The sequence below is a fragment of the Klebsiella sp. JN_Kp126 genome (genome assembly GCF_033843325.1).
GTDB lineage: Bacteria > Pseudomonadota > Gammaproteobacteria > Enterobacterales > Enterobacteriaceae > Klebsiella > Klebsiella michiganensis.
The window spans coordinates 80,763-102,074 of record NZ_JAWXQV010000041.1 but is presented as its reverse complement, the minus strand read 5'-3'; the positions used below and the strand labels follow the sequence as shown (position 1 = coordinate 102,074).

The following is a 21,312-nucleotide window of genomic DNA, read 5'->3' as shown; positions in this document are numbered from 1 at the left end:
CTTTTTGCTCGCTTCGTCATCATCCCTTCATAAAGCAGGTGCATTCAGCGGCGCTTATCACTATTCTCCATGATACGAAAGGCCTTTTCATGAATTCCCTCTCCGCCTTGCGTAAAGAAATAAGTACATCTACGGAATTTGATAATTACACAAACACAACAATATGTGCGCTACATCACTCGGGGCAAAACGGGCCGCAGGCTCAGTGAAATTTCGCTGACTATGCTATCAGGCAGGGATGGACAGCGAAGAAGTCACCTGATGGATGACGCGGACAAACATAATAACCATAACCACACACGAGGTTTCATGATGGAAGGTCAACAGCATGGCGATCGGCTAAAGCGCGGCCTTAAAAACCGCCATATTCAGCTTATTGCGCTGGGAGGCGCTATCGGTACCGGTTTGTTTCTGGGTAGCGCATCCGTCATCCAAAACGCGGGTCCCGGTATTATTCTGGGCTACGCAATTGCCGGTTTTATTGCTTTCCTGATTATGCGTCAGCTGGGCGAGATGGTCGTCGAAGAGCCGGTAGCCGGTTCATTTAGTCATTTTGCCTACAAATACTGGGGCGGCTTTGCAGGCTTCGCTTCCGGCTGGAACTACTGGGTGCTTTACGTGCTGGTCGCAATGGCCGAGCTGACCGCGGTCGGGAAATACGTCCAGTTCTGGTGGCCGGAAATCCCTACCTGGGTTTCTGCGGCCGTTTTCTTTATCGCTATCAACGCCATCAACCTGACGAACGTCAAGGTGTTTGGCGAGATGGAGTTCTGGTTCGCGATCATCAAAGTCGTCGCCGTCGTGGCGATGATCCTGTTCGGCGGCTGGCTGCTGTTCAGCGGCAACGGCGGCCCGCAGGCTACCGTACGCAACCTGTGGGAGCAAGGCGGATTCCTGCCGCACGGCTTCACCGGGCTGGTAATGATGATGGCGATTATTATGTTCTCTTTCGGCGGGCTGGAGCTGGTCGGTATCACCGCAGCCGAAGCGGATAACCCGGAGCAGAGCATTCCGAAGGCCACCAACCAGGTCATCTACCGCATCCTGATTTTCTATGTGGGCTCGCTGGCCGTTCTGCTTTCGCTGCTGCCGTGGAGCCGCGTAACCGCCGATACCAGCCCGTTCGTCCTGATTTTCCACGAACTGGGCGATACCTTCGTCGCGAATGCGCTGAATATTGTGGTATTAACCGCGGCGCTCTCCGTTTACAACAGCTGCGTATACTGCAACAGCCGGATGCTGTTCGGTCTGGCCCAGCAGGGTAACGCGCCAAAAGCGCTGATGAGCGTCGATAAACGCGGCGTGCCGGTTAACACCATCCTCGTCTCCGCGGTGGTCACCGCGTTGTGCGTACTGATTAACTACTTCGCGCCGGAATCCGCGTTTGGTCTGCTGATGGCGCTGGTGGTTTCAGCCCTGGTGATCAACTGGGCGATGATTAGCCTGGCGCACATGAAATTCCGTCGCGCTAAGCAGCAGCAGGGCGTGGTCACCCGCTTCCCGGCGCTGCTTTATCCGCTGGGCAACTGGATCTGCCTGCTGTTTATGGCGGGAGTGCTGGTGATCATGCTGATGACCCCTGGCATGGCGATTTCCGTCTACCTTATCCCGGTATGGATTGCCGTTCTCGGCGTCGGCTACCTGTTTAAACAGAAAACCGCCAGCGCCATTAAAGCATAATCCTGCATCTCCACAACCTGTGTCCGCCCGCCGCTGGCGGACACAGCGCATTGTTATCTGCTTCACACTTTCCCCCTGATAACCGATTTATCCATATCGTTAACCCTATCCTGCAACGCATTAGTCCATTACCCGGCTAATAATTCTCTCCATACCGCCACGGGGAGATCGCTGCGATGAATGGCAATAAGCTTTCAGTTAAAGAAAAAATAGGCTACGGGATGGGTGATGCCGGATGCAATATCATATTCGGCGCCATCATGTTGTTTGTTAACTATTTTTATACGGATATTTTTGGTCTCGCGCCGGCGCTGGTGGGCGTTTTGCTGCTTTCCGTACGCGTTATTGATGCCGTCACCGATCCGATTATGGGGGCGATGGCCGACCGTACCCGCAGTAAATACGGGCGCTTTCGCCCATGGCTGCTGTGGATTGCCTTCCCGTACGCGCTGTTCAGCGTGCTGATGTTTACCACCCCGGAGTGGTCTTACAATAGCAAGGTTATCTATGCTTTCGTCACCTACTTCCTGCTCTCGCTGACCTACACCGCGATCAACATCCCCTACTGCTCCTTGGGTAGTGTGATTACGAATGACCCGAAGGAACGCGTGGCCTGCCAGTCCTATCGCTTCGTGATGGTCGGTATCGCCACGCTCCTGCTCTCCCTGACGCTGCTGCCGATGGCGGACTGGTTCGGCGGTGAGGATAAAGCCAAAGGCTATCAGATGGCGATGACCGTGCTGGCGATTATCGGTATGTGCATGTTCCTGTTCTGCTTTGCCACCGTTCGTGAGCGCGTAAAACCCGCCGTCCAGACCAACGACGAGCTGAAAAAAGATCTGAAAGACGTCTGGAAAAATGACCAGTGGGTTCGCATCCTGCTGTTAACGCTGTGCAACGTTTGCCCAGGCTTTATTCGCATGGCCGCCACCATGTACTACGTCACCTGGGTGATGCAGCAAAGCACCCACTTCGCCACGCTGTTTATCAGCCTCGGGGTAGTCGGCATGATGATCGGCAGTATGCTGGCTAAAGTCCTGACCGACCGCTGGTGCAAACTGCAGGTGTTTTTCTGGACCAACATCGTGCTGGCGATTTTCTCCTGCGCCTTCTACTTCTTCGACCCGCACGCCACCATGATGATTATGGTGCTCTACTTCCTGCTGAACATTCTGCATCAGATCCCCTCGCCGCTGCACTGGTCGCTGATGGCCGACGTGGATGACTACGGCGAATGGAAGACCGGCAAACGCATCACCGGCATCAGCTTCTCAGGCAACCTGTTCTTCCTGAAGGTCGGTCTGGCCATCGCCGGCGCGATGGTTGGCTTCCTGCTCTCCTGGTACGGTTACGATGCCGGTGCGAAGCAGCAAAGCGCCTCCGCGATTAACGGTATCGTATTGTTATTCAGCGTTATCCCCGGCATCGGCTATCTGATTACCGCGGGGGTGGTGCGTATGCTGAAGGTAAACCGCGAATTTATGCGGCTAATTCAGTCCGACCTCGAGAAACGCCGGGTCAACTACAGCGAGCTCAACGACTATCAGGAACTGAAAACCGGCGAACAGGTAAGGAAAGCGTAATGAAAAACTGGCCGAATCCATTTATTGAACAACGCGCGGACCCGTATATTCTGCGCCATCAGGATAGCTACTACTTTATTGCCTCGGTGCCGGAGTATGACCGTCTGGAAATCCGCCGCTCAGCAACCCTTGAAGGTTTACGCCACGCGCAGCCGGTGGTCGTCTGGCGTAAACCGGACAGCGGCCCGATGAGCCAGCTCATATGGGCCCCGGAGCTGCATGAGATTGACGGCAAATGGTATATCTACTTTGCCGCCAGCCACACCCACGATCTGGATGCGCAGGGCATGTTCCAGCACCGCATGTTCGCGCTCGAATGCGCGGACAGCGACCCGTTAACCGGTAAATGGCAGGAAAAAGGCCAGATTAAAACGCCGCTTGATACCTTTGCGCTGGATGCCACCACCTTCCGCCATCAGGGTAAACGGTGGTACCTGTGGGCGCAAAAAGATCCGGAAATTAAGGGCAATACCAACCTCTATCTGGCTGAACTGGCAAATCCGTGGACGCTAAAAGGTCAGCCGGTCAGGCTGAGTCAACCCGAGTTTGACTGGGAGTGCCGGGGTTTTCTGGTGAATGAAGGCCCGGCGGTCCTGTTCCACGGCGACAAGCTGTTCGTCAGCTATTCCGCCAGCGCCACCGACGAAAACTACTGCATGGGATTATTGTGGATAGACGTTAACGCCGACCCGCTGCGGCCGGAAAACTGGCATAAAGCGCCGCAGCCGGTGTTTCGTACCAGCTATGAGAATCGTCAGTATGGGCCCGGACACAATAGCTTTACGCAAACGCCGGAGGGAGAAGATGTGCTGGTGTACCACGCGCGCAACTACACCGAAATTGAAGGCGACCCGCTGTACGATCCGAATCGCCATACCCGCCTGAAGCTTGTCCGCTGGGACGAAAACGGGATGCCTGATTTTGGCATCCCGGCAGCAGATACGGATTAAAAGCGAAACCTGCCCCCAGCGGGCAGGTGCTTAAATCAGCGTACCGTAAATCGTCAGCAGCGCCATAATCACCACCACCACCAGCGATGTTTTTTTCGCCATGGAGACCGCCGCCTTCGGCGTCGCCACTTTATCCACGTGCGGCTCGCGCGCCAGCGAATACTGCGCCAGGCGCGTCAGCACCTGATACTGCGAAGAGTGGCGGTCGCCCAGCGAGGCAAACCACGCAGGCAAAGCCTTTTCCCCGTGCCCAACCAGCGCGTACACCACGCCGACCAGTCGTACCGGAACCCAGTCGACAACGTGCAGAATGCCGTCAATACCCGACTGTAAGCGATGACGCGGCGTCTGATAACGCGCCAGCCAGGTCTGCCAGGCCCGCAGCGTACAGTAGGCAATCAGGGTTAACGGTCCCCACGGCCCGCCGACAACGAACCAGAACAGCGGAGCGAGATAGTAGCGGTAGTTAATCCACAGCAGCGCGTTTTGCAGCTCGCTCAGATATTCACGCTGGTCGCAGCCGGGCGGCACGCCGTGGATCAGGGTGAGCTCGCTGGCCATGGCGTCGCAGGCGCGGCTATCATCGCGCGCCGCCGCCTTCAGGTAGGCGTGATAGTGCAGACGGACTTTGCCCGCGCCGATGCACAGCAGGCCCAGCAGGATCCAGAACACCAGCAGAGGAATGTTAAACAGCTGCCCCTGCAGCAGGCGCTGAATAATAAACACGACCGCCGCCGCCGCGACCGTCATCAGTAGGGTAGTGAGCAGGGAATAATGCTTTACCCGGCGAAACAGCACTTCCAGCCGGTGATCGAGCTGCCAGTGCTCGCCCAGCTTAAACAAACGCTCGGCAATGAGGACCAACAGCGTAGTGAACAACGTCATGGCATCTCCTTATTCTGACGACGGGGTTAACAGACCGCGAAATTTGACCCAGTCAAAAGCCGGGCCGGGATCCGTTTTACGCACTGGCGCAATATCGCTATGGCCGGTGATATTGTCAGCTATCGCCGGATAGCGCGAGATAAGCTGACGGGTAACGGCAACCAGCTGCTGATACTGCGCGTCGGTATAAGCCAGCTCGTCGGTCCCTTCCAGCTCAATGCCTATCGAAAAATCATTACAGCGCTCGCGCCCGTGATAGCTGGAAACCCCCGCGTGCCAGGCGCGCTGGTCGAAAGGCACATACTGCACGATTTCACCGTCGCGGCGAATCAGACAGTGCGCCGAAACGCGAAGATGCGCGATTTCAGCAAAGAAAGGATGGGCATGGGGATCGAGCGTACCGGTGAACAGGGCATCAATCCATGGGCCGCCAAATTCGCCGGGCGGCAGGCTTATATTATGCACCACCAGCAAAGAGGGGGTTTCATTATCCGGGCGGCTATCGTGGTGCGGCGAAGGAACCCGACGCGCCTCTTCCAGCCATCCCCCGTTCAACTGCATGTTGAGTCTCCTTTTACTAGCTTATGCATTCGCGGCACCGTGACCAAACAATCCCCGGCATCATACCCACGCTTGCTCGGTTGGCTAACGCCAAAACTTCACGCTGGCGCCGCCGACGAAAGGACGCGGATGTGGTACAGAAACGTCGTTCAGGTTAGCATGTTTCCCACTTCTGAATCTTATCTATCTGGAGCTTTATCATGACGCCTCGTCGCTACAATCCCGACCGCCGCCGTGACGCGCTGCTGGAGCGTATTAATCTTGATATTACCGATGCCGTCTCTCAATCCCTGCGGGAAGATTTAGGCGGTGAAGTGGATGCGAACAACGATATTAGCGCGCAATTATTGCCGCAGGATGCGCGCTCGCATGCCGTCGTCATCACCCGTGAAGACGGCGTGTTTTGCGGTAAACGTTGGGTAGAAGAAGTCTTTATTCAGCTTGCGGGCGACGACGTTAACTTCACCTGGCACGTTGCCGATGGCGACGCGGTAAAAGCCAATCAGCCGCTATTCGAGCTGGAAGGCCCTTCGCGGATCCTGCTCACCGGAGAACGTACCGCACTCAATTTCGTGCAGACGCTCTCCGGGGTGGCCAGCGAAGTCCGCCGCTATGTCGACCTGCTGGCAGGCACCAAAACTCAGCTGCTCGATACGCGCAAAACGCTGCCGGGCCTGCGCACGGCGCTGAAATATGCGGTCCTGTGCGGCGGCGGGGCCAATCATCGCCTGGGCCTCTCCGATGCCTTTCTGATTAAAGAGAACCATATTATCGCTTCCGGCTCGGTACGGCAGGCGGTTGAAAAAGCGTTCTGGCTGCACCCGGATGTGCCGGTTGAGGTGGAAGTCGAAACCCTTGAAGAGCTGGATGAAGCGCTGAAAGCCGGCGCTGACATCATTATGCTCGACAACTTCACTACCGACCTGATGCGCGAAGCGGTCAAACACACCAACGGCCAGGCGGCGCTGGAAGTCTCCGGCAACGTCACATTCGAGACTATTCGTGAATTTGCTGAAACCGGCGTCGATTACATCTCCGTTGGCGCGTTGACCAAGCACGTCCGCGCTCTCGATCTCTCTATGCGCTTCCGCTAATCCCCCTGCCCCGGTTCGTCGTTGATGCCGGGGCGCACTTTTGCGAGCCGGCTCGCACGCCAATAATCCCTCAATGCAACCCGCAAAAAAAGCCTGGAAGCGTGCTTCTCCAGGCGCGATCTGCCGCTCGTATCGCTAAACAAACCCCGGCAAAGTGCTCCCGAAGATAACAAGGAGCAACTTATGGACAAACAACGCGGCTTTACCCTCATCGAACTTATGGTGGTCATTGGGATCATCGCCATTCTCAGCGCAATCGGCATTCCGGCTTATCAGAACTATCTGCGAAAAGCGGCGCTTACCGATATGCTGCAAACCTTCGTCCCGTTCCGCACCGCCATTGAGCTGTGCGCGCTGGAGCACGGCGGATTAACCACCTGCGATGGCGGCAGCAACGGTATTCCCTCGCCCGCCACAACCCGCTACGTCTCGGCTATGACCGTCGCCACAGGCGTTGTCACGCTCACCGGGCAGGAAAGCCTTAATGGCTTAAGCGTCACGCTGACGCCGACCTGGGATAACGCTAACGGCATCACCGGCTGGCAGCGAGTGTGCAACATTACCGGCGATAGCGCACTCAAGCAGGCCTGTGAAGACGTGTTCCGTTTTAACTGAGGGCGCGGCAATGAAAACTGAACAATTGATACCTCTTTGCCAGCGCTATCAGGCCTTACTGCTCGATAGTAATGAACACACCATCGCTATCGCCGTGGTTGACGCCCCCGCCCCGGAGCTGCTGGAAGCGTTACGTTTCGCGACGCAGAAAAGGATTGATATCGAGTGCTGGAGCCAGGACCAGATGGACAAGCGGCTGCAGACGCCGGGAATATCAACCCTCACCCCGCCTGTTGAAGCCTCGGCCAGCATCGTTGAACAGGTAAATAGCCTTCTGGAACAGGCCCTGCGCCAGCGCGCATCGGATATTCATATTGAACCCGGTGACGATCGCCTGAGAATTCGCCTGAGGGTAGATGGCGTTCTCCATTCTCTTGCGCCGCTTGCGCCGGAACTCGCCGCCCCCATCACCGCCCGACTTAAAGTGCTCAGCAATCTGGATATCGCTGAACACCGGGTACCGCAGGACGGTCAGTTTACCCTCACGCTCGCAGACCGCCCGATCTCGTTTCGGATCGCCACGCTTCCCTGCCGCGGCGGGGAAAAAATCGTCCTTCGCTTATTACACCAGGTCGAACAAGCGCTGGACCTCGAAGCGCTGGGGCTATCGTCTCAGCAGCTTGCCGCCTTTCGCTCGGCGCTTAACCAACCTCAGGGGCTGATGCTGGTCACCGGCCCGACGGGAAGTGGGAAAACCGTCACTTTGTATAGTGCGCTGCAGGCGCGGAATCGCGACGAGGTCAATATATGCAGCGTTGAAGATCCGCTGGAGATCCCCATCGTGGGGATGAATCAGACGCAGATTAATCCGCGGGCGGGCTTAACCTTTCACAGCGTACTGCGCGCCCTGCTACGCCAGGATCCCGATATCGTGATGGTCGGAGAGATACGCGATGCAGAAACCGCTGAAATTGCGATAAAAGCAGCGCAAACCGGGCACCTGGTTCTCTCAACGCTGCACACCAATTCAACCAGTGAAACGCTGGTTCGCCTGCAGCAGATGGGCGTTGCGCGCTGGATGATCTCATCCGCGCTTTCTCTGGTGGTTGCTCAACGCCTGGTACGCAAACTGTGCCCGCACTGCCGCCGGGAAACCGGCAGTTCGGCCGATGTTCCACACAGCCTGTGGCCACGGGCGCTTCCTCGCTGGCAGGCTCCGGGCTGTCAGCACTGCTATCACGGCTACTACGGTCGCCTGGCGCTATTTGAGCTGCTCCCCGTCACCACCGCGTTACGGCAGGCGATTACTCAGGGTCTTAGCGCCGGAGAGATCGAGTCCCTGGCGCGCGAATCCGGCATGATGACGCTGTTTGAGAGCGGCTGTCTGGCCGTCGAACGTGGGATGACAAGTCTGGAAGAGGTCGTTCGCGTGTTGGGAATACCGCATGGCGACTAAACGACTGTGGCGCTGGCGCGGTCTCTCTCTCCAGGGCATTCCCTGCCAGGGAACGCTCTGGCAGGATAATCGCCCTGAGGCATTGCAGGCTCTGCAGCGGCAGCGAATTATCCCGCTGACGCTGCGCCGCTGTAGCGTGCAAAGCGCCCTCTGGCATCCGCGCTACAGTGGCGAAATCATCCGCCAGCTGGCCGCGCTTCTTCAGGCCGGTCTCCCCCTGGCCGAGGGGCTGGAACTGCTGGCGCAGCAGCAGCCCAATGCGCAATGGCAGGCGCTGCTGCAAACCCTGGCGGAGGATCTGGCGCAGGGCATTTCGCTTTCAGGCTCCCTGGAAAAATGGCCTGAGGCGTTCCCTCCGCTCTATCTGGCCATGATTCGCACCGGTGAACTTACCGGTAAACTGGAACTTTGCTGCGCTCAGTTGGCCAGGCAGCAGCGAGAGCAGCTGCTCCTCACCGAAAAAGTGAAAAAAGCGCTGCGCTACCCGTTGATTATCTTATCCCTGGCGCTGCTGGTGGTTATGGGAATGCTGTGCTTTGTCTTACCGGAATTCGCTGCTATATATCAAACCTTCAACACCCCGCTGCCGTGGCTGACCCGCGCGGTAATAAGCATTGGCGAAGGGTTAACTCGCTGTTGGCCACTGCTCGCTGCCCTGGGTATTTTACCTGCAATACTCAACCGGCTGATTTGCCAGCGGCCAGGCTGGCTGCTGTACCGTCAGAAGCTGCTCCATACGCTGCCGGTGTTTGGCAAACTGCTATGCGGCCAGCGGCTTAGCCAGATTTTTACCGTACTCGCATTGACGCAAAGCGCCGGAATCAGCTTTCTGCAAGGTCTGCAAAGCGTGGAGGAAACCCTGAGCTGCCCGCTATGGCGGCAGAGGCTCCAGCAGGTTTGCCGGCAAATTACCCACGGCGATCCCATCTGGCAGGCGCTCGCCAACGGCGGAGGCTTTACGCCGCTTTGCCTACAACTGATCCGTACCGGTGAAGCCTCGGGTTCGCTGGATACCATGCTGGAAAATCTGGCTCGTCACCATAGTGAGCTGACGCATCAGCAGGCAGATAATCTGGCGACCTTGCTGGAACCGATGATGTTGGTAGTGACCGGAACGATTGTCGGCGTGCTGGTGGTGGCGATGTATTTACCCATTTTTCATCTGGGCGACGCCATTAGCGGGATGGGGGGATAACGCTGGCGCAAACGCGCCAGCGAACGGCATTACAGGCTGTTGAACACGCGGTTCTCTTGTTCCTGTACGCGAATAAAAGTCGTGCGTTTAGTCAGTTCTTTCAGCCGCGAAGCACCTACGTAGGTGCATGCGGAACGCAGGCCGCCAAGAATATCGCGCGCGGTGTTTTCAACCGGGCCGCGCAGAGGCAGCTTAACGGTTTTGCCTTCAGCCGCACGGTACTGGGCTACGCCGCCAACGTGACGGGTCATCGCCGACTCCGAGCTCATGCCGTAGAACAGCATGAATTTTTCGCCGTTTTCTTCAACCACGGTACCGCCGCTCTCTTCGTGACCGGCCAGCATACCGCCAAGCATCACGAAATCCGCGCCGCCGCCGAAGGCTTTAGCCACATCGCCCGGCATAGTACATCCGCCGTCGCTGATAATCTGCCCGCCCAGGCCGTGCGCCGCATCGGCACACTCAATCACTGCGGAAAGCTGCGGATAGCCGACGCCGGTTTTCACGCGGGTTGTACATACGGAGCCCGGACCGATACCCACCTTAACGATATCAGCCCCCGAAAGAATCAGCTCTTCGCACATTTCGCCGGTCACAACGTTGCCCGCAATAATGGTTTTCTGCGGCCAGGCTTCGCGGGCTTTCGCGACAAACTGCACGAAGTGCTCTGAATAGCCATTCGCCACGTCAATGCACACAAAGCTAAGCTGCGGATTTTGGCTCAGAATCTGTTTTGTTTTTTCAAAATCCGCATCGGAGGTGCCGGTAGAGACCATGACGTGCTGCACGACATCTGCCGATACGCTCTGAACAAACGCCTGCCACTGTTCCACGCTGTAATGCTTATGTACGGCGGTCAAAACGCCAAATGAAGCCAGGGCTTTAGCCATGGCAAACGTGCCAACGGTGTCCATGTTAGCAGCAATGATCGGCACACCAGACCAGGTCTGGCCAGAATGTTTGAAAGTGAATTCACGTTCCAGCTGTACGTCAGAACGGCTTTTGAGGGTAGAACGTTTCGGGCGGATAAGAACGTCTTTAAAACCAAGCTTCAAATCTTCTTCAATACGCATGTGCGAATTCCTGGGGTTAATTGCATTATTGTGAGAGCACAACTCCAGTGACGTTATCATACGCACGAATCATGGCCGCGCAAGACTGCGATTTTCACTTTTTTTACGCTACAATCGTATAAATTTACCTGGTGAACAGCCAAAAGCGAATTTGCGATATCCCATCGCAGGCGTATCATTTTTAACCATTTGATTTACATGCGCAAAAAGAACCAGGGTACGTGGTGACAGCCATTTATTGGTTGATATCACGTCGATAAAACCACTGTCGCAGTGGCGTCGTCGCGTCGTAAATCACGGCTCTGTTATTGAAAAATGTGCATGTAGTCAGTTTCAGGATTGAGGTGTATGACATACACGGTAGCGTTAACAGGCGGCATCGGTAGCGGTAAAAGTACCGTAGCCGACGCATTCTCACACCTCGGGGTTAACGTTATTGATGCTGACATTATCGCGCGCCAGGTGGTCGAGCCCGGTACTCCGGGGCTAAACGCGATTGCTCAACGCTTCGGTCCGCAGATCCTGAATAAAGATGGCACCCTTAACCGTCGCGCTCTGCGTGAACATATTTTCGCTCATGCAGAGGATAAGAACTGGCTAAACGCGCTGCTGCACCCGCAAATTCAGCAGGAAACGCGTCGCCAGATGCAGCTTGCCACCTCGTCTTATATTCTCTGGGTTGTACCTTTACTGGTCGAAAACCGTTTGTCCGCCAAAGCCGATCGGGTCCTTGTTGTCGATGTGCCGAAAGAGACGCAGATAGCGCGCACGATGCTTCGCGATCGGGTCAGTCGGCAACATGCGGAACATATTCTTGCCGCTCAGGCAACGCGCGAACAGCGCCTTGCCGTTGCGGATGATGTTATTGAAAATATGGGTTCACCTGATGCCATCGCATCAGCTGTCGCCCGCCTGCATGCAAAGTATCAACAGCTGGCAGCGCAGGCCGCCTCACAGGAAAAACCGTAATGTCTACCCCTGTTCTATTTGAACATCCGCTTAATGAAAAAATGCGCACCTGGCTGCGTATTGAGTTTTTGCTCCAGCAGCTGACCGTACATCCCGCCATTACCAGCCATGCGGATGCGCTGCATTTTTTCCGCAATATCGGCGATCTTTTAGATGTTTTTGAACGCGGTGAAGTACGTACCGATCTGATGAAAGAGCTGGATCGCCAACAGAGGAAGCTGCAATCCTGGGCGGAAGTCCCTGGGGTTGATCAGGATCGTATCAACGAACTGCGTCAGCAGCTGAAGCAATCAGGCAGTACGTTAATGTCGGCGCCGCGTATCGGCCAGTACCTGCGAGAGGATCGCCTGATCGCCCTGGTACGCCAACGCCTGAGTATCCCGGGCGGCTGCTGTAGCTTCGATCTTCCGACGCTGCACATCTGGCTGCATATGCCGCAGGAATATCGCGATGAGCAGGTCGGTAAGTGGCTGGCCAGCCTGGAACCGCTGACGCAATCGCTGATGCTCATTCTCGATCTCATCCGTAACTCGGCCCCCTTCCGTAAGCAGACCAGCCTGAACGGTTTTTATCAGGACAACGGCGAAGATGCCGATCTGCTGCGTCTGCGGTTGGATCTTGCCAGCCAGCTCTACCCCCAAATATCAGGCCACAAGAGCCGCTTTGCCATCCGCTTTATGCCGCTGGACAGCGAGCACGGCATCGTGCCGGAGCGTTTTGATTTTGAACTGGCCTGCTGTTAAGGAGTCAATATGTCAGAAGAGATAACCGTCAACTGCCCAACCTGCGGCAAAATTGTAGTCTGGAATGAGCAGAGCCCGCATCGCCCGTTCTGCTCCAAACGCTGTCAGCTTATCGATTTAGGCGAATGGGCAGCGGAAGAGAAACGTATCCCAAGCAGCAGCGATCTGTCAGATAGCGACGGCTGGAGCGAAGAAAAAGAGTAACGGATTTCGGGCGGGCATGTACAGGCCCGCCCTGATTTGCCGGATGCAGGCGCCCCCTACCCGATCAGAGAACCTTGAATTAACTTCGTAATGACGGGTTCGTTTGCCGGCGGAAAATCCTCAGCAACGAGCGCGCTCTGCGCAATCCAGCGGCCCGGCTGCCCTTCTTTCCCCCACGGCTCGCCTTCCCAGCTGTTCACCAGCCAGAACCATAGCGTGATATGGCGATCGGGAAACTGGTACTCCAGCTTATCAAACAGGCTGTAAGCTTTGGCTGTAATGCCGACCTCTTCCTGCAGCTCGCGTACTAAGGCCTGTTCGGACGACTCGCTCTCTTCAATTTTACCGCCCGGGAATTCAAGCTTGTTCGCCATATGCGCATCGGCGGCCCGCTGAGTGATAAAAATCTCCCCTTGCGAATTACGGATAATACCCACTGAAATTTGCAGCGTTTTCATTGTCTTCATTCCATAAAAAAGGCGCAGATATCTGCGCCCTGGTATTCAATATTGTAAAAGCTTAGCTCAGGCGACCGTGGCACTGCTTGTATTTTTTGCCAGAACCGCACGGGCAAGGATCGTTACGACCCACTTTACGCTCGCCGGTTTGTTCAGCCAGCGCGGCCGCGGCTGCGCTATCATCGTCCTGATGGCTCAGCTGCTGCATCTGCGCCAGACGCTCAGCTTCTTCACGACGCTGCTGCTCCATCGCCTCAACCTCTTCCGGCATCCGCACCTGAACTTTGCTCAGGGTACTGATCACTTCATATTTCAGGGATTCCAGCATTGAAGCGAACATGGAGAAAGATTCACGCTTATATTCCTGCTTCGGATCTTTCTGCGCATAGCCGCGCAGGTGGATCCCCTGACGCAGGTAGTCCATCGCCGCCAGGTGCTCTTTCCACAGGGAGTCCAGCGTTTGCAGCATGACGCCTTTTTCAAAGTGACGCATCATCTCAGCGCCAACCACTTCTTCCTTACGCTGATAGGTTTCAATGGCGCTCTGCAGAATGCGCTCACGCAGCGTTTCTTCATGAAGCTCCGGCTCTTTATCCAGCCACTCTTTGAGCGGCAACTCGAGGTCGAAGTCATTTTTCAGACGCTCCTGCAGGCCTTCAATATCCCACATCTCTTCCAGCGACTGCGGAGGAATATGGGCATCGATGGTCGCTTTAAATACGTCTTCACGAATGCTGTTAATCGTCTCGCTCACGTCGGTCACGTCGAGCAGCTCATTACGCTGGGTGTAAATAGCGCGACGCTGATCGTTAGCCACATCGTCATATTCCAGCAGCTGCTTACGAATATCGAAGTTGCGGCTCTCGACTTTACGCTGCGCGTTGGCAATCGCTTTGGTCACCCACGGATGCTCGATAGCCTCACCCGGCTTCATACCCAGTTTACGCATCATGCCGGACACGCGGTCAGACGCGAAGATACGCATCAGGGCATCTTCCATCGACAGATAGAAACGGGAAGAACCGGCGTCCCCCTGACGGCCTGAACGACCGCGGAGCTGGTTATCAATACGGCGGGATTCATGGCGTTCGGTGCCGATGATATGCAAACCGCCCGCAGCCAGTACCGCATCGTGACGAACCTGCCAGTCGGCTTTGATCTGCGCAATCTGTTCTGGAGTCGGGTCTTCCAGCTGGGCGACCTCGGCCTGCCAGCTACCGCCAAGCATAATGTCGGTACCACGGCCGGCCATGTTGGTCGCAATGGTTACCGCAGACGGATAGCCCGCCTGCGCAACGATGTCCGCTTCGCTGGCGTGGAATTTCGCGTTCAGCACGTTGTGCTTGATGCCCGCCTTCGTTAATTCATTAGAGACCACTTCTGATTTTTCGATAGAAATGGTACCCACCAGCACTGGCTGACCCGCGGCGGTACGCTGCTTAATATCTTCGATAATGGCCTGAATTTTTTCCGCTTCGGTCATATAGACCAGGTCCGCCATGTCTTTACGAATCATCGGACGGTTGGTCGGAACCACAACGGTATCCAGCTTATAGATTGAGCTAAATTCAAACGCTTCGGTATCGGCGGTACCGGTCATCCCTGCCAGCTTCTCGTACAGGCGGAAATAGTTCTGGAAGGTAATTGAAGCCAGCGTCTGGTTCTCGTTCTGAATATCAACGCCTTCTTTCGCTTCAACGGCCTGGTGCAGGCCATCGGACCAGCGGCGCCCCTGCATCGTACGGCCGGTGTGTTCGTCGACGATGATCACTTCGCCATCTTTCACGATGTAATCAACATCGCGGGTGAACAGCACATGCGCGCGCAGCGCGGCGGTCACGTGGTGCATCAGCATGATATTGGTCGGTGAGTACAGCGACTCGCCTTCTTCCATAATACCTTCATTCACCAGCAGCTCTTCAATCAACACCAGGCCGCGTTCGGTCAGGTTTACCTGACGCGCTTTCTCATCGACGGAGAAGTGCCCTTCGCCGGTAAAGGTTTCGGAGTCTTCTTTATCCTGACGCACCAGGTGCGGAATGATCTTGTTCACCTTCTTATACATTTCCGAGCTGTCTTCAGCCGGGCCGGAAATAATAAGCGGGGTACGCGCTTCATCGATCAGAATGGAGTCGACTTCATCCACCAGCGCATAGTGCAGTTTGCGCTGGACGCGCTCTTCAGGACTGAAGGCCATATTGTCGCGCAGATAGTCAAAGCCGTATTCGTTGTTGGTACCGTAAGTAATATCGGCTGCGTAGGCTTCACGCTTGGCCGGCGCAGGCAGGCCGGACATGTTAATGCCAACGGTCATCCCCAGGAATTCAAACAGCGGGCGGTTGTTCTCGGCATCACGCTGCGCCAGATAGTCGTTGACGGTCACCACGTGAACGCCTTTACCGGTCAGCGCATTCAGATAGGCAGGCAGAGTTGCGGTCAGCGTTTTACCTTCACCGGTACGCATTTCTGCAATACAGCGGTCGTTGAGAACCATGCCGCCCAGCAGCTGAACGTCAAAGTGACGCATGCCGAAGACGCGTTTACTGGCTTCACGCACGACGGCAAAGGCTTCCGGGATCAGGCTCTCCAGGGCTTCGCCTTTTTCCAGGCGAGCGCGGAACTCAGCGGTTTTCCCTTTCAGTTCGTCGTCGGACAGTTTTTCCATGGACGGTTCCATGGCGTTGATCACGTTGACGGCTTTGCGCATACGACGCAGCGTACGGTCGTTACGGCTACCGAATACTTTAGTTAATAATTTGATTAGCATAATAAAATCTCAAACGCCCCGCGGTGCGGAGTCACAAAAAAATAGAATGGTCCGTTTTTGGTTTAGCTGAGACGTTGAGGCCCTGCGCGTATGCCGGCCACCTGGCTAATCCAGGTACAGACGCGAAACGCGCAGTGGGAAATAGAGGGGTTATATGCCGCCAGATGAACAATGGCCGGAGGTTTACTCTCCTGCGTCAACAGCGCGCTAAGCGTGTCGAGAAGGGCCAGATGCTGCGCCTGAAGCGGTGAAGACTCTTCCGCTACCGGCAGCGCCTGCGGGGCCATCGCAAAAGAGAGGTGGCGAATGACCGTACGAATGGCGTGCTGATGCCAGTAATCAACCGTGAAATTGGGCCGACGACTGGAAGATTCCAGCAGCGCTAGCTGAGAAAAATTAACTTTAGCAGGATTATGGTTGCTGGACGTCGTTTTAGCGGGCGACGCGGTCTCATGCTCATGACCATTGCTAAGCGCAGGCAGGCCGAGGCTAGCCGCGACCATCCCCAACAGGAGATGCGGCCAGAAATACCGTCTGCCAAACTGTCGCCAGCGCGTCAGCAATCCACTCACTTACGTTACCTTTTGTTGGTAGCAACCCTAAGAAATATTTTGCGTCCAAATACTAACATTAATACGCCGTCACGGCAGCAGGAATGAGGTCTCAGGCGGGGGAAAAACGTTTAAAAAAGGAACGAACGCGCAAAAAATGCAGTTAAAAATCAAAGCAGGACGCAGCGGGAATATAAAAAAGAAAACGACTGGCTCCCTGGCCGGAGAGAGTACCAGGTTACCAGTCGAATTTACTGCCGGGTCTGACTTATGCCAGAACCAGCGTCGGGGCGCGGAACGCCAGCGGCATTTCTGCGTCGTCCTCGAAGGTCACATACTCCCAGGCTTCCTGTTTTGCCAGAACAGCCTGCAGCAGTTTGTTATTCAACGCGTGACCGGATTTGTACGCCGTAAATGCGCCGATAATGTTGTGACCACACATAAAGAGGTCGCCAATGGCATCCAGCATTTTGTGACGGACAAACTCATCTTCAAAGCGCAAACCGTCTTCGTTCAGTACGCGATAATCGTCAACAACGATGGCACAATCGAAGCTGCCGCCCAGGCACAGGCCGCGGGACTGCAGATATTCGATATCACGCATAAAACCGAAGGTACGCGCGCGGCTAATCTGGCGCATAAACGCATCAGCCGAGAAGTTCATTGCGTAGCGCTGGCTGCTGGAGTCAATCGCCGGATGGTTAAAATCAATGGTGAAGTCCAGTGAAAAACCATTATACGGTTTGAATTCGGCCCATTTATCGCCATCTTCAACGCGAACTGTCTCTTTGATACGCACAAATTTCTTAGCGCAGTTCAGTTCATCGATGCCGGCATCCAGCAACAGATAAACGAACGGAGCCGCACTACCGTCCATAATTGGGACTTCCGGCGCATCGACTTCAATAATAATGTTGTCGATACCCAAGCCAGCCAGCGCGGCATTGAGGTGCTCAACCGTCGATATCCGCACGTCATGCTCATTGACCAGGCAAGTACAGAGCATGGTATCACGCACAGATTTGGCATCAGCCGGAAAATCAACCGGTGGATTCAAGTCGGTGCGACGATAGATGACCCCGGTATTTGCCGGCGCAGGGCGTAACGTCAGGGTGACTTTCTTGCCGGTATGCAAACCGACGCCAGTCGCCTGAACGATACGTTTAAGAGTCCTTTGTTTGATCATCGTATAATCTCGCCAAGTTACCTATCCAACCGAAGTGTACTATACATTCGGCAGGCCAGTTTAGCACAAAGAGCGCAGATGCCCAACTTCCAGCCAATTCTTAATCGGCTTGCTTACGCAGGAAGGCTGGAATATCCAGATAATCTGGCTCTTTCGCGGCCTGCGGCGTATTGTCGTTGACCACTTTTGCGGCCGGTTTCTGCTCTTGCGTCAGTGGAGACATACCGTGCTGCTGGTAACGATCCATCACCGGCTGCTGCACCTGTTTGTTGGTGACCAGGGTGATTTCCGGACGTTTGTCCATACCGATACCGGTAGCAACGACGGTGACGCGCAGCTCGTCGTTCATATCCGGGTCCAGAGAGGTACCGATAACCACGGTGGCGTTATCCGAAGCAAATGCGCGGATAGTGTTACCTACGGTCTCGAACTCATCCAGACGCAGGTCGAAGCCCGCAGTGATGTTGACCAGAACGCCACGCGCGCCGGACAGATCGATATCTTCCAGCAGCGGAGAAGAGATCGCCATTTCAGCCGCTTCTTCCGCACGGTCTTCACCGCTCGCCACGCCGGAGCCCATCATGGCGTAGCCCATTTCAGACATCACTGTACGCACGTCCGCAAAGTCGACGTTCATCAGGCCTGGGCGGGTGATCAGCTCAGCGATACCCTGCACCGCGCCTTTCAGCACGTCGTTGGCCGCACCGAAAGCGTCGAGCAGAGAAATGCCGCGGCCGAGAACCTTCAGCAGCTTGTCGTTCGGGATGGTGATCAGCGAATCCACATGCTTGGACAGCTCGGTGATGCCCTGCTCAGCGAACGCCATGCGCTTCTTGCCTTCAAAATTGAACGGCTTAGTCACCACGGCAACGGTGAGGATACCTAAATCTTTTGCAACTTCAGCCACCACTGGCGCAGCACCGGTTCCGGTACCGCCGCCCATGCCGGCTGCGATAAACACCATATCGGCGCCGTCAAGGGCGGCACGCAGCGCTTCACGGTCTTCATCCGCCGCGTTACGGCCGACTTCCGGGTTTGCGCCTGCGCCCAGACCTTTGGTAATACCGCTACCGATCTGGATAGTCTGGCCAACAGCCGTTTTGCGCAGAGCCTGCGCGTCGGTGTTCACCGCGAAAAATTCAACACCCTCAATGCGCTCGCGCACCATGTGCTCAACGGCGTTACCGCCGCCGCCGCCGACGCCGATGACTTTAATCACCGCGTCGTTGGTCAGTTCCATAGGTTCAAACATAATTTCTCTCTCCGTTGTGCCTGTCGCCTGAGAACGCTAATTTTCTGCGTTCTCTTAAAAAATTAAAACTCTTTTCGCAACCAACTGTTGAGTCGTTTGATCCACGACCCGACCGTTACGCGTTTTTCCACCTCTGCTTCACCACTGAGATGAGATTCCTTCCCGTAGTGCAGCAGCCCAACCGCCGTCGAGTAATACGGCTCCTGGGCATAATCCGTTAATCCGGTAATATTCAGCGGCGCGCCAATTCTCACCTGCGTATGGAATACGCGCTGCGCACAGGCGGCAAGTCCTTCAATTTGCGCCGCACCGCCGGTTAATACAATGCCAGCCGCCAGGTGGTGCTTCACACCTTGTTGACGGAGCTGTTCCTGCAGCTGCAGGATCTCTTCATTCACCAGGTTGAGCAATTCGGTATAACGTGGCTCAATCACCTCGGCCAGCGTCTGACGCTGCAGACTACGAGGCGGACGCCCGCCCACGCTGGGGACTTCCACGTTCTCGTCTTTACCAACGATGGAACCCAGCGCACAGCCGTGACGCACTTTAATGGCTTCTGCGTCGCTCGGCGGCGTACCGAAAGCGTAGGCAATATCGCTGGTCACCACGTTGCCCGCGTACGGGATCACTTTGGTATGACGCAGCGCGCCGCCGGTATAGACCGCAATATCCATTGTACCACCGCCGATATCCACCACGCAGACACCCAGTTCACGTTCGTCTTCCGTTAATACGGAATAGCTGGCGGCTAAACCGGCGAAAATAAGCTGGTCGACTTTCAGACCGCAACGTTCCACCGCTTTGACAATATTTTTTGCCATATCGTTATGGCAGGTAATCAAATGCACTTTCGCCTGCATGCGTACGCCAGACAGTCCTACGGGGTTTTTAATCCCCTCCTGGTAGTCGATGGCGTACTCCTGCGGGATAACGTGCAGAACGCGATGCTCGTCGCGCACGCGAACCGATTTCGCGGTATGTACCACGTTCTCTACGTCGTCCTGCGTCACTTCTTCTTCAGAAATCGGCACCATACCGATTTCATTTTGACAGCTGATATGTTTGCCTGAAAGCGCCAGATAGACTGACGAGATCTGGCAATCCGCCATCAGTTCGGCCTGGTCAATGGCGCGCTGTACGCATTTCACCACGGATTCCAGGTCGTTCACTCCGCCTTTATCCATACCACGCGATGGGCAACTGCCCACGCCAATGATATTAATCATACCGTCGGGCAGAACTTCCCCTACTAAAGCGGCAACCTTAGCGGTGCCAATCTCCAGTCCAACTACCAGTTTTCTGTCCGTCGCCTTGATCATTGTTGTTCTGCCTGTGCCTGATTCTGTTGTTGTTGAGTTTCCTCTACAGGAGCCGGTACCCAACCGACTGCCGCTCCCGAGTCATAACGCAAATCAACGTAGCTTATCCGTTTGCCGTCGGTCTGCGCCTGCTGCTGAAGAACCGGGTAGAGTTCCATAAAGCGCTGAAGCCGTTTCATGGTGTCACCCCGGCCAAGGTTGAGCTTAATGTCGTTATTAAGCGTCAACTGCCAGGAGCGACGCGCGGTCATTGCCGCTACTTTCAACGTGAATTTATCCTTTGCCAGCACCTGCCCCATGTCGCGGTATCCCTGAAGGACTTCGTTCTCACTGCCTTCCGGGCCGTACAACATCGGTAAATTCTGTTTACTGGTGCGATCTGACGGCACGCTGAAAGAATTTCCGTCCACGTCTACCATATGCTGATCATTCCAGCGCGCTATCGGCACATATTCAACCAGATGAATCTTCAATTCGTCCGGCCACTGCTTTCTGACGCTCGCCTGCTTAATCCACGGCAGACGTTCAATCTGGCTTTGAATAATGTTGACGTCCTGCGTCATAAAGGTGCCCGGCGACCCCAATGCCAGAATCGCCTGACGGATATCATCGTTGCGCGTGTAGTGACGCTCACCGGTGACCACCATCTTTGACAGCGGTAACCGCTGTGCATCTTCCATCCAGCCCAGAACCATCCATCCGCTGACCAGCACGGTACAGAGCACCGCCAGCAGGAAGAAGATACCCGCCAGACGAGAGCCATTACTTCGACGCGAAGAGGTTTCGTCTTCCTCTTCGTGGTTCCGCGTATTCAGCGCAGCCTGCGACATA

General features: G+C 55.6%; 20 protein-coding genes. 10 read left to right on the top strand and 10 right to left on the bottom strand.

The annotated features are described in order from the left end of the window. Positions 1 to 309 precede the first annotated feature (309 nt). The 3 genes from aroP (at position 310) to SIK97_RS02445 (ending at position 4,213) form a co-directional block, all read left to right on the top strand. Positions 310 to 1,680 (top strand): aromatic amino acid transporter AroP, encoded by a 1,371-nt coding sequence (gene aroP, locus SIK97_RS02455; RefSeq protein ID WP_086544283.1) that lies wholly within the window; start codon positions 310 to 312, stop codon positions 1,678 to 1,680. A gap of 176 nt (positions 1,681 to 1,856) precedes the next feature. After that, positions 1,857 to 3,263, top strand: a complete 1,407-nt coding sequence (locus SIK97_RS02450) for a glycoside-pentoside-hexuronide (GPH):cation symporter (protein ID WP_014227935.1) — start codon at positions 1,857 to 1,859, stop codon at positions 3,261 to 3,263. After that, a complete protein-coding gene (locus SIK97_RS02445; protein ID WP_048262391.1) occupies positions 3,263 to 4,213 on the top strand; it encodes a family 43 glycosylhydrolase in 951 nt (316 codons plus the stop codon). Before SIK97_RS02450 ends, SIK97_RS02445 begins: the two co-directional genes overlap by 1 nt. 30 nt (positions 4,214 to 4,243) lie before the next feature. Here the strand turns inward: SIK97_RS02445 and ampE are convergent, their stop codons facing one another. Then, positions 4,244 to 5,098 carry a beta-lactamase regulator AmpE gene (ampE, locus tag SIK97_RS02440; protein ID WP_004098628.1) on the bottom strand — a complete coding sequence of 285 codons (855 nt, stop codon included), beginning with the start codon at positions 5,096 to 5,098 and terminating at the stop codon, positions 4,244 to 4,246. Positions 5,099 to 5,107: 9 nt separating this feature from the next. Beyond that, the gene (ampD, locus tag SIK97_RS02435) at positions 5,108 to 5,659 is read right to left on the bottom strand and encodes a 1,6-anhydro-N-acetylmuramyl-L-alanine amidase AmpD (RefSeq protein ID WP_032747986.1); all 552 of its coding nucleotides are present in this window, start codon (positions 5,657 to 5,659) and stop codon (positions 5,108 to 5,110) included. A 200-nt stretch (positions 5,660 to 5,859) separates the two neighbouring features. Here ampD and nadC point away from each other — a divergent pair, with 200 nt between their 5' ends. From nadC to hofC, 4 genes are all read left to right on the top strand, one after another. After that, a complete protein-coding gene (nadC, locus tag SIK97_RS02430) occupies positions 5,860 to 6,753 on the top strand; it encodes a carboxylating nicotinate-nucleotide diphosphorylase (protein ID WP_025106498.1) in 894 nt (297 codons plus the stop codon). A 183-nt stretch (positions 6,754 to 6,936) separates the two neighbouring features. Beyond that, positions 6,937 to 7,368: a prepilin peptidase-dependent pilin gene (ppdD, locus tag SIK97_RS02425; protein ID WP_014227930.1), complete on the top strand. Its 432-nt coding sequence runs from the start codon at positions 6,937 to 6,939 to the stop codon at positions 7,366 to 7,368. A gap of 10 nt (positions 7,369 to 7,378) precedes the next feature. Then, positions 7,379 to 8,764 (top strand): type II secretion system protein GspE, encoded by a 1,386-nt coding sequence (gene gspE, locus SIK97_RS02420; RefSeq protein ID WP_014227929.1) that lies wholly within the window; start codon positions 7,379 to 7,381, stop codon positions 8,762 to 8,764. Beyond that, positions 8,754 to 9,959, top strand: coding sequence for a protein transport protein HofC (gene hofC / locus SIK97_RS02415; protein WP_057173065.1), 1,206 nt, complete (start codon positions 8,754 to 8,756; stop codon positions 9,957 to 9,959). Before gspE ends, hofC begins: the two co-directional genes overlap by 11 nt. A gap of 29 nt (positions 9,960 to 9,988) precedes the next feature. Here hofC and SIK97_RS02410 read toward each other — a convergent pair whose 3' ends face one another. Further along, a complete protein-coding gene (locus SIK97_RS02410) occupies positions 9,989 to 11,032 on the bottom strand; it encodes a GMP reductase (RefSeq protein ID WP_032747983.1) in 1,044 nt (347 codons plus the stop codon). 348 nt (positions 11,033 to 11,380) lie between these two features. On the opposite strand from SIK97_RS02410, the gene coaE reads away from it, so the two are divergent. From coaE to yacG, 3 genes are read left to right on the top strand one after another with little or no spacing between them, the layout of a single operon-like run. Further along, positions 11,381 to 12,001, top strand: coding sequence for a dephospho-CoA kinase (coaE, locus tag SIK97_RS02405; RefSeq protein ID WP_004098610.1), 621 nt, complete (start codon positions 11,381 to 11,383; stop codon positions 11,999 to 12,001). Further along, positions 12,001 to 12,744 carry a cell division protein ZapD gene (gene zapD, locus SIK97_RS02400; protein WP_014227927.1) on the top strand — a complete coding sequence of 248 codons (744 nt, stop codon included), beginning with the start codon at positions 12,001 to 12,003 and terminating at the stop codon, positions 12,742 to 12,744. The genes coaE and zapD overlap by 1 nt, the downstream gene beginning before the upstream one ends. A 9-nt stretch (positions 12,745 to 12,753) precedes the next feature. Beyond that, positions 12,754 to 12,948: a DNA gyrase inhibitor YacG gene (yacG, locus tag SIK97_RS02395; RefSeq protein WP_004098607.1), complete on the top strand. Its 195-nt coding sequence runs from the start codon at positions 12,754 to 12,756 to the stop codon at positions 12,946 to 12,948. 56 nt (positions 12,949 to 13,004) lie between these two features. Here yacG and mutT read toward each other — a convergent pair whose 3' ends face one another. The 7 genes from mutT to ftsQ all read right to left on the bottom strand — a co-directional run bounded on the left by mutT (position 13,005) and on the right by ftsQ (position 21,311). Continuing rightward, entirely contained in the window at positions 13,005 to 13,406 is a 402-nt protein-coding gene (gene mutT / locus SIK97_RS02390) for an 8-oxo-dGTP diphosphatase MutT (protein ID WP_025106494.1), read from the bottom strand. A 61-nt stretch (positions 13,407 to 13,467) separates the two neighbouring features. After that, positions 13,468 to 16,173 (bottom strand): preprotein translocase subunit SecA, encoded by a 2,706-nt coding sequence (gene secA / locus SIK97_RS02385; RefSeq protein WP_004098603.1) that lies wholly within the window; start codon positions 16,171 to 16,173, stop codon positions 13,468 to 13,470. A gap of 62 nt (positions 16,174 to 16,235) precedes the next feature. Further along, a complete protein-coding gene (gene secM, locus SIK97_RS02380; protein ID WP_014837406.1) occupies positions 16,236 to 16,745 on the bottom strand; it encodes a secA translation cis-regulator SecM in 510 nt (169 codons plus the stop codon). 247 nt (positions 16,746 to 16,992) lie between these two features. After that, positions 16,993 to 17,910: a UDP-3-O-acyl-N-acetylglucosamine deacetylase gene (gene lpxC, locus SIK97_RS02375; RefSeq protein ID WP_004098599.1), complete on the bottom strand. Its 918-nt coding sequence runs from the start codon at positions 17,908 to 17,910 to the stop codon at positions 16,993 to 16,995. A gap of 100 nt (positions 17,911 to 18,010) precedes the next feature. Next, positions 18,011 to 19,162 carry a cell division protein FtsZ gene (gene ftsZ, locus SIK97_RS02370; RefSeq protein ID WP_004098597.1) on the bottom strand — a complete coding sequence of 384 codons (1,152 nt, stop codon included), beginning with the start codon at positions 19,160 to 19,162 and terminating at the stop codon, positions 18,011 to 18,013. 62 nt (positions 19,163 to 19,224) lie between these two features. Beyond that, a complete protein-coding gene (gene ftsA, locus SIK97_RS02365) occupies positions 19,225 to 20,481 on the bottom strand; it encodes a cell division protein FtsA (RefSeq protein WP_004098594.1) in 1,257 nt (418 codons plus the stop codon). Beyond that, the gene (gene ftsQ, locus SIK97_RS02360) at positions 20,478 to 21,311 is read right to left on the bottom strand and encodes a cell division protein FtsQ (protein ID WP_014227923.1); all 834 of its coding nucleotides are present in this window, start codon (positions 21,309 to 21,311) and stop codon (positions 20,478 to 20,480) included. Before ftsQ ends, ftsA begins: the two co-directional genes overlap by 4 nt. Between the last annotated feature and the right edge of the window lies 1 nt (position 21,312).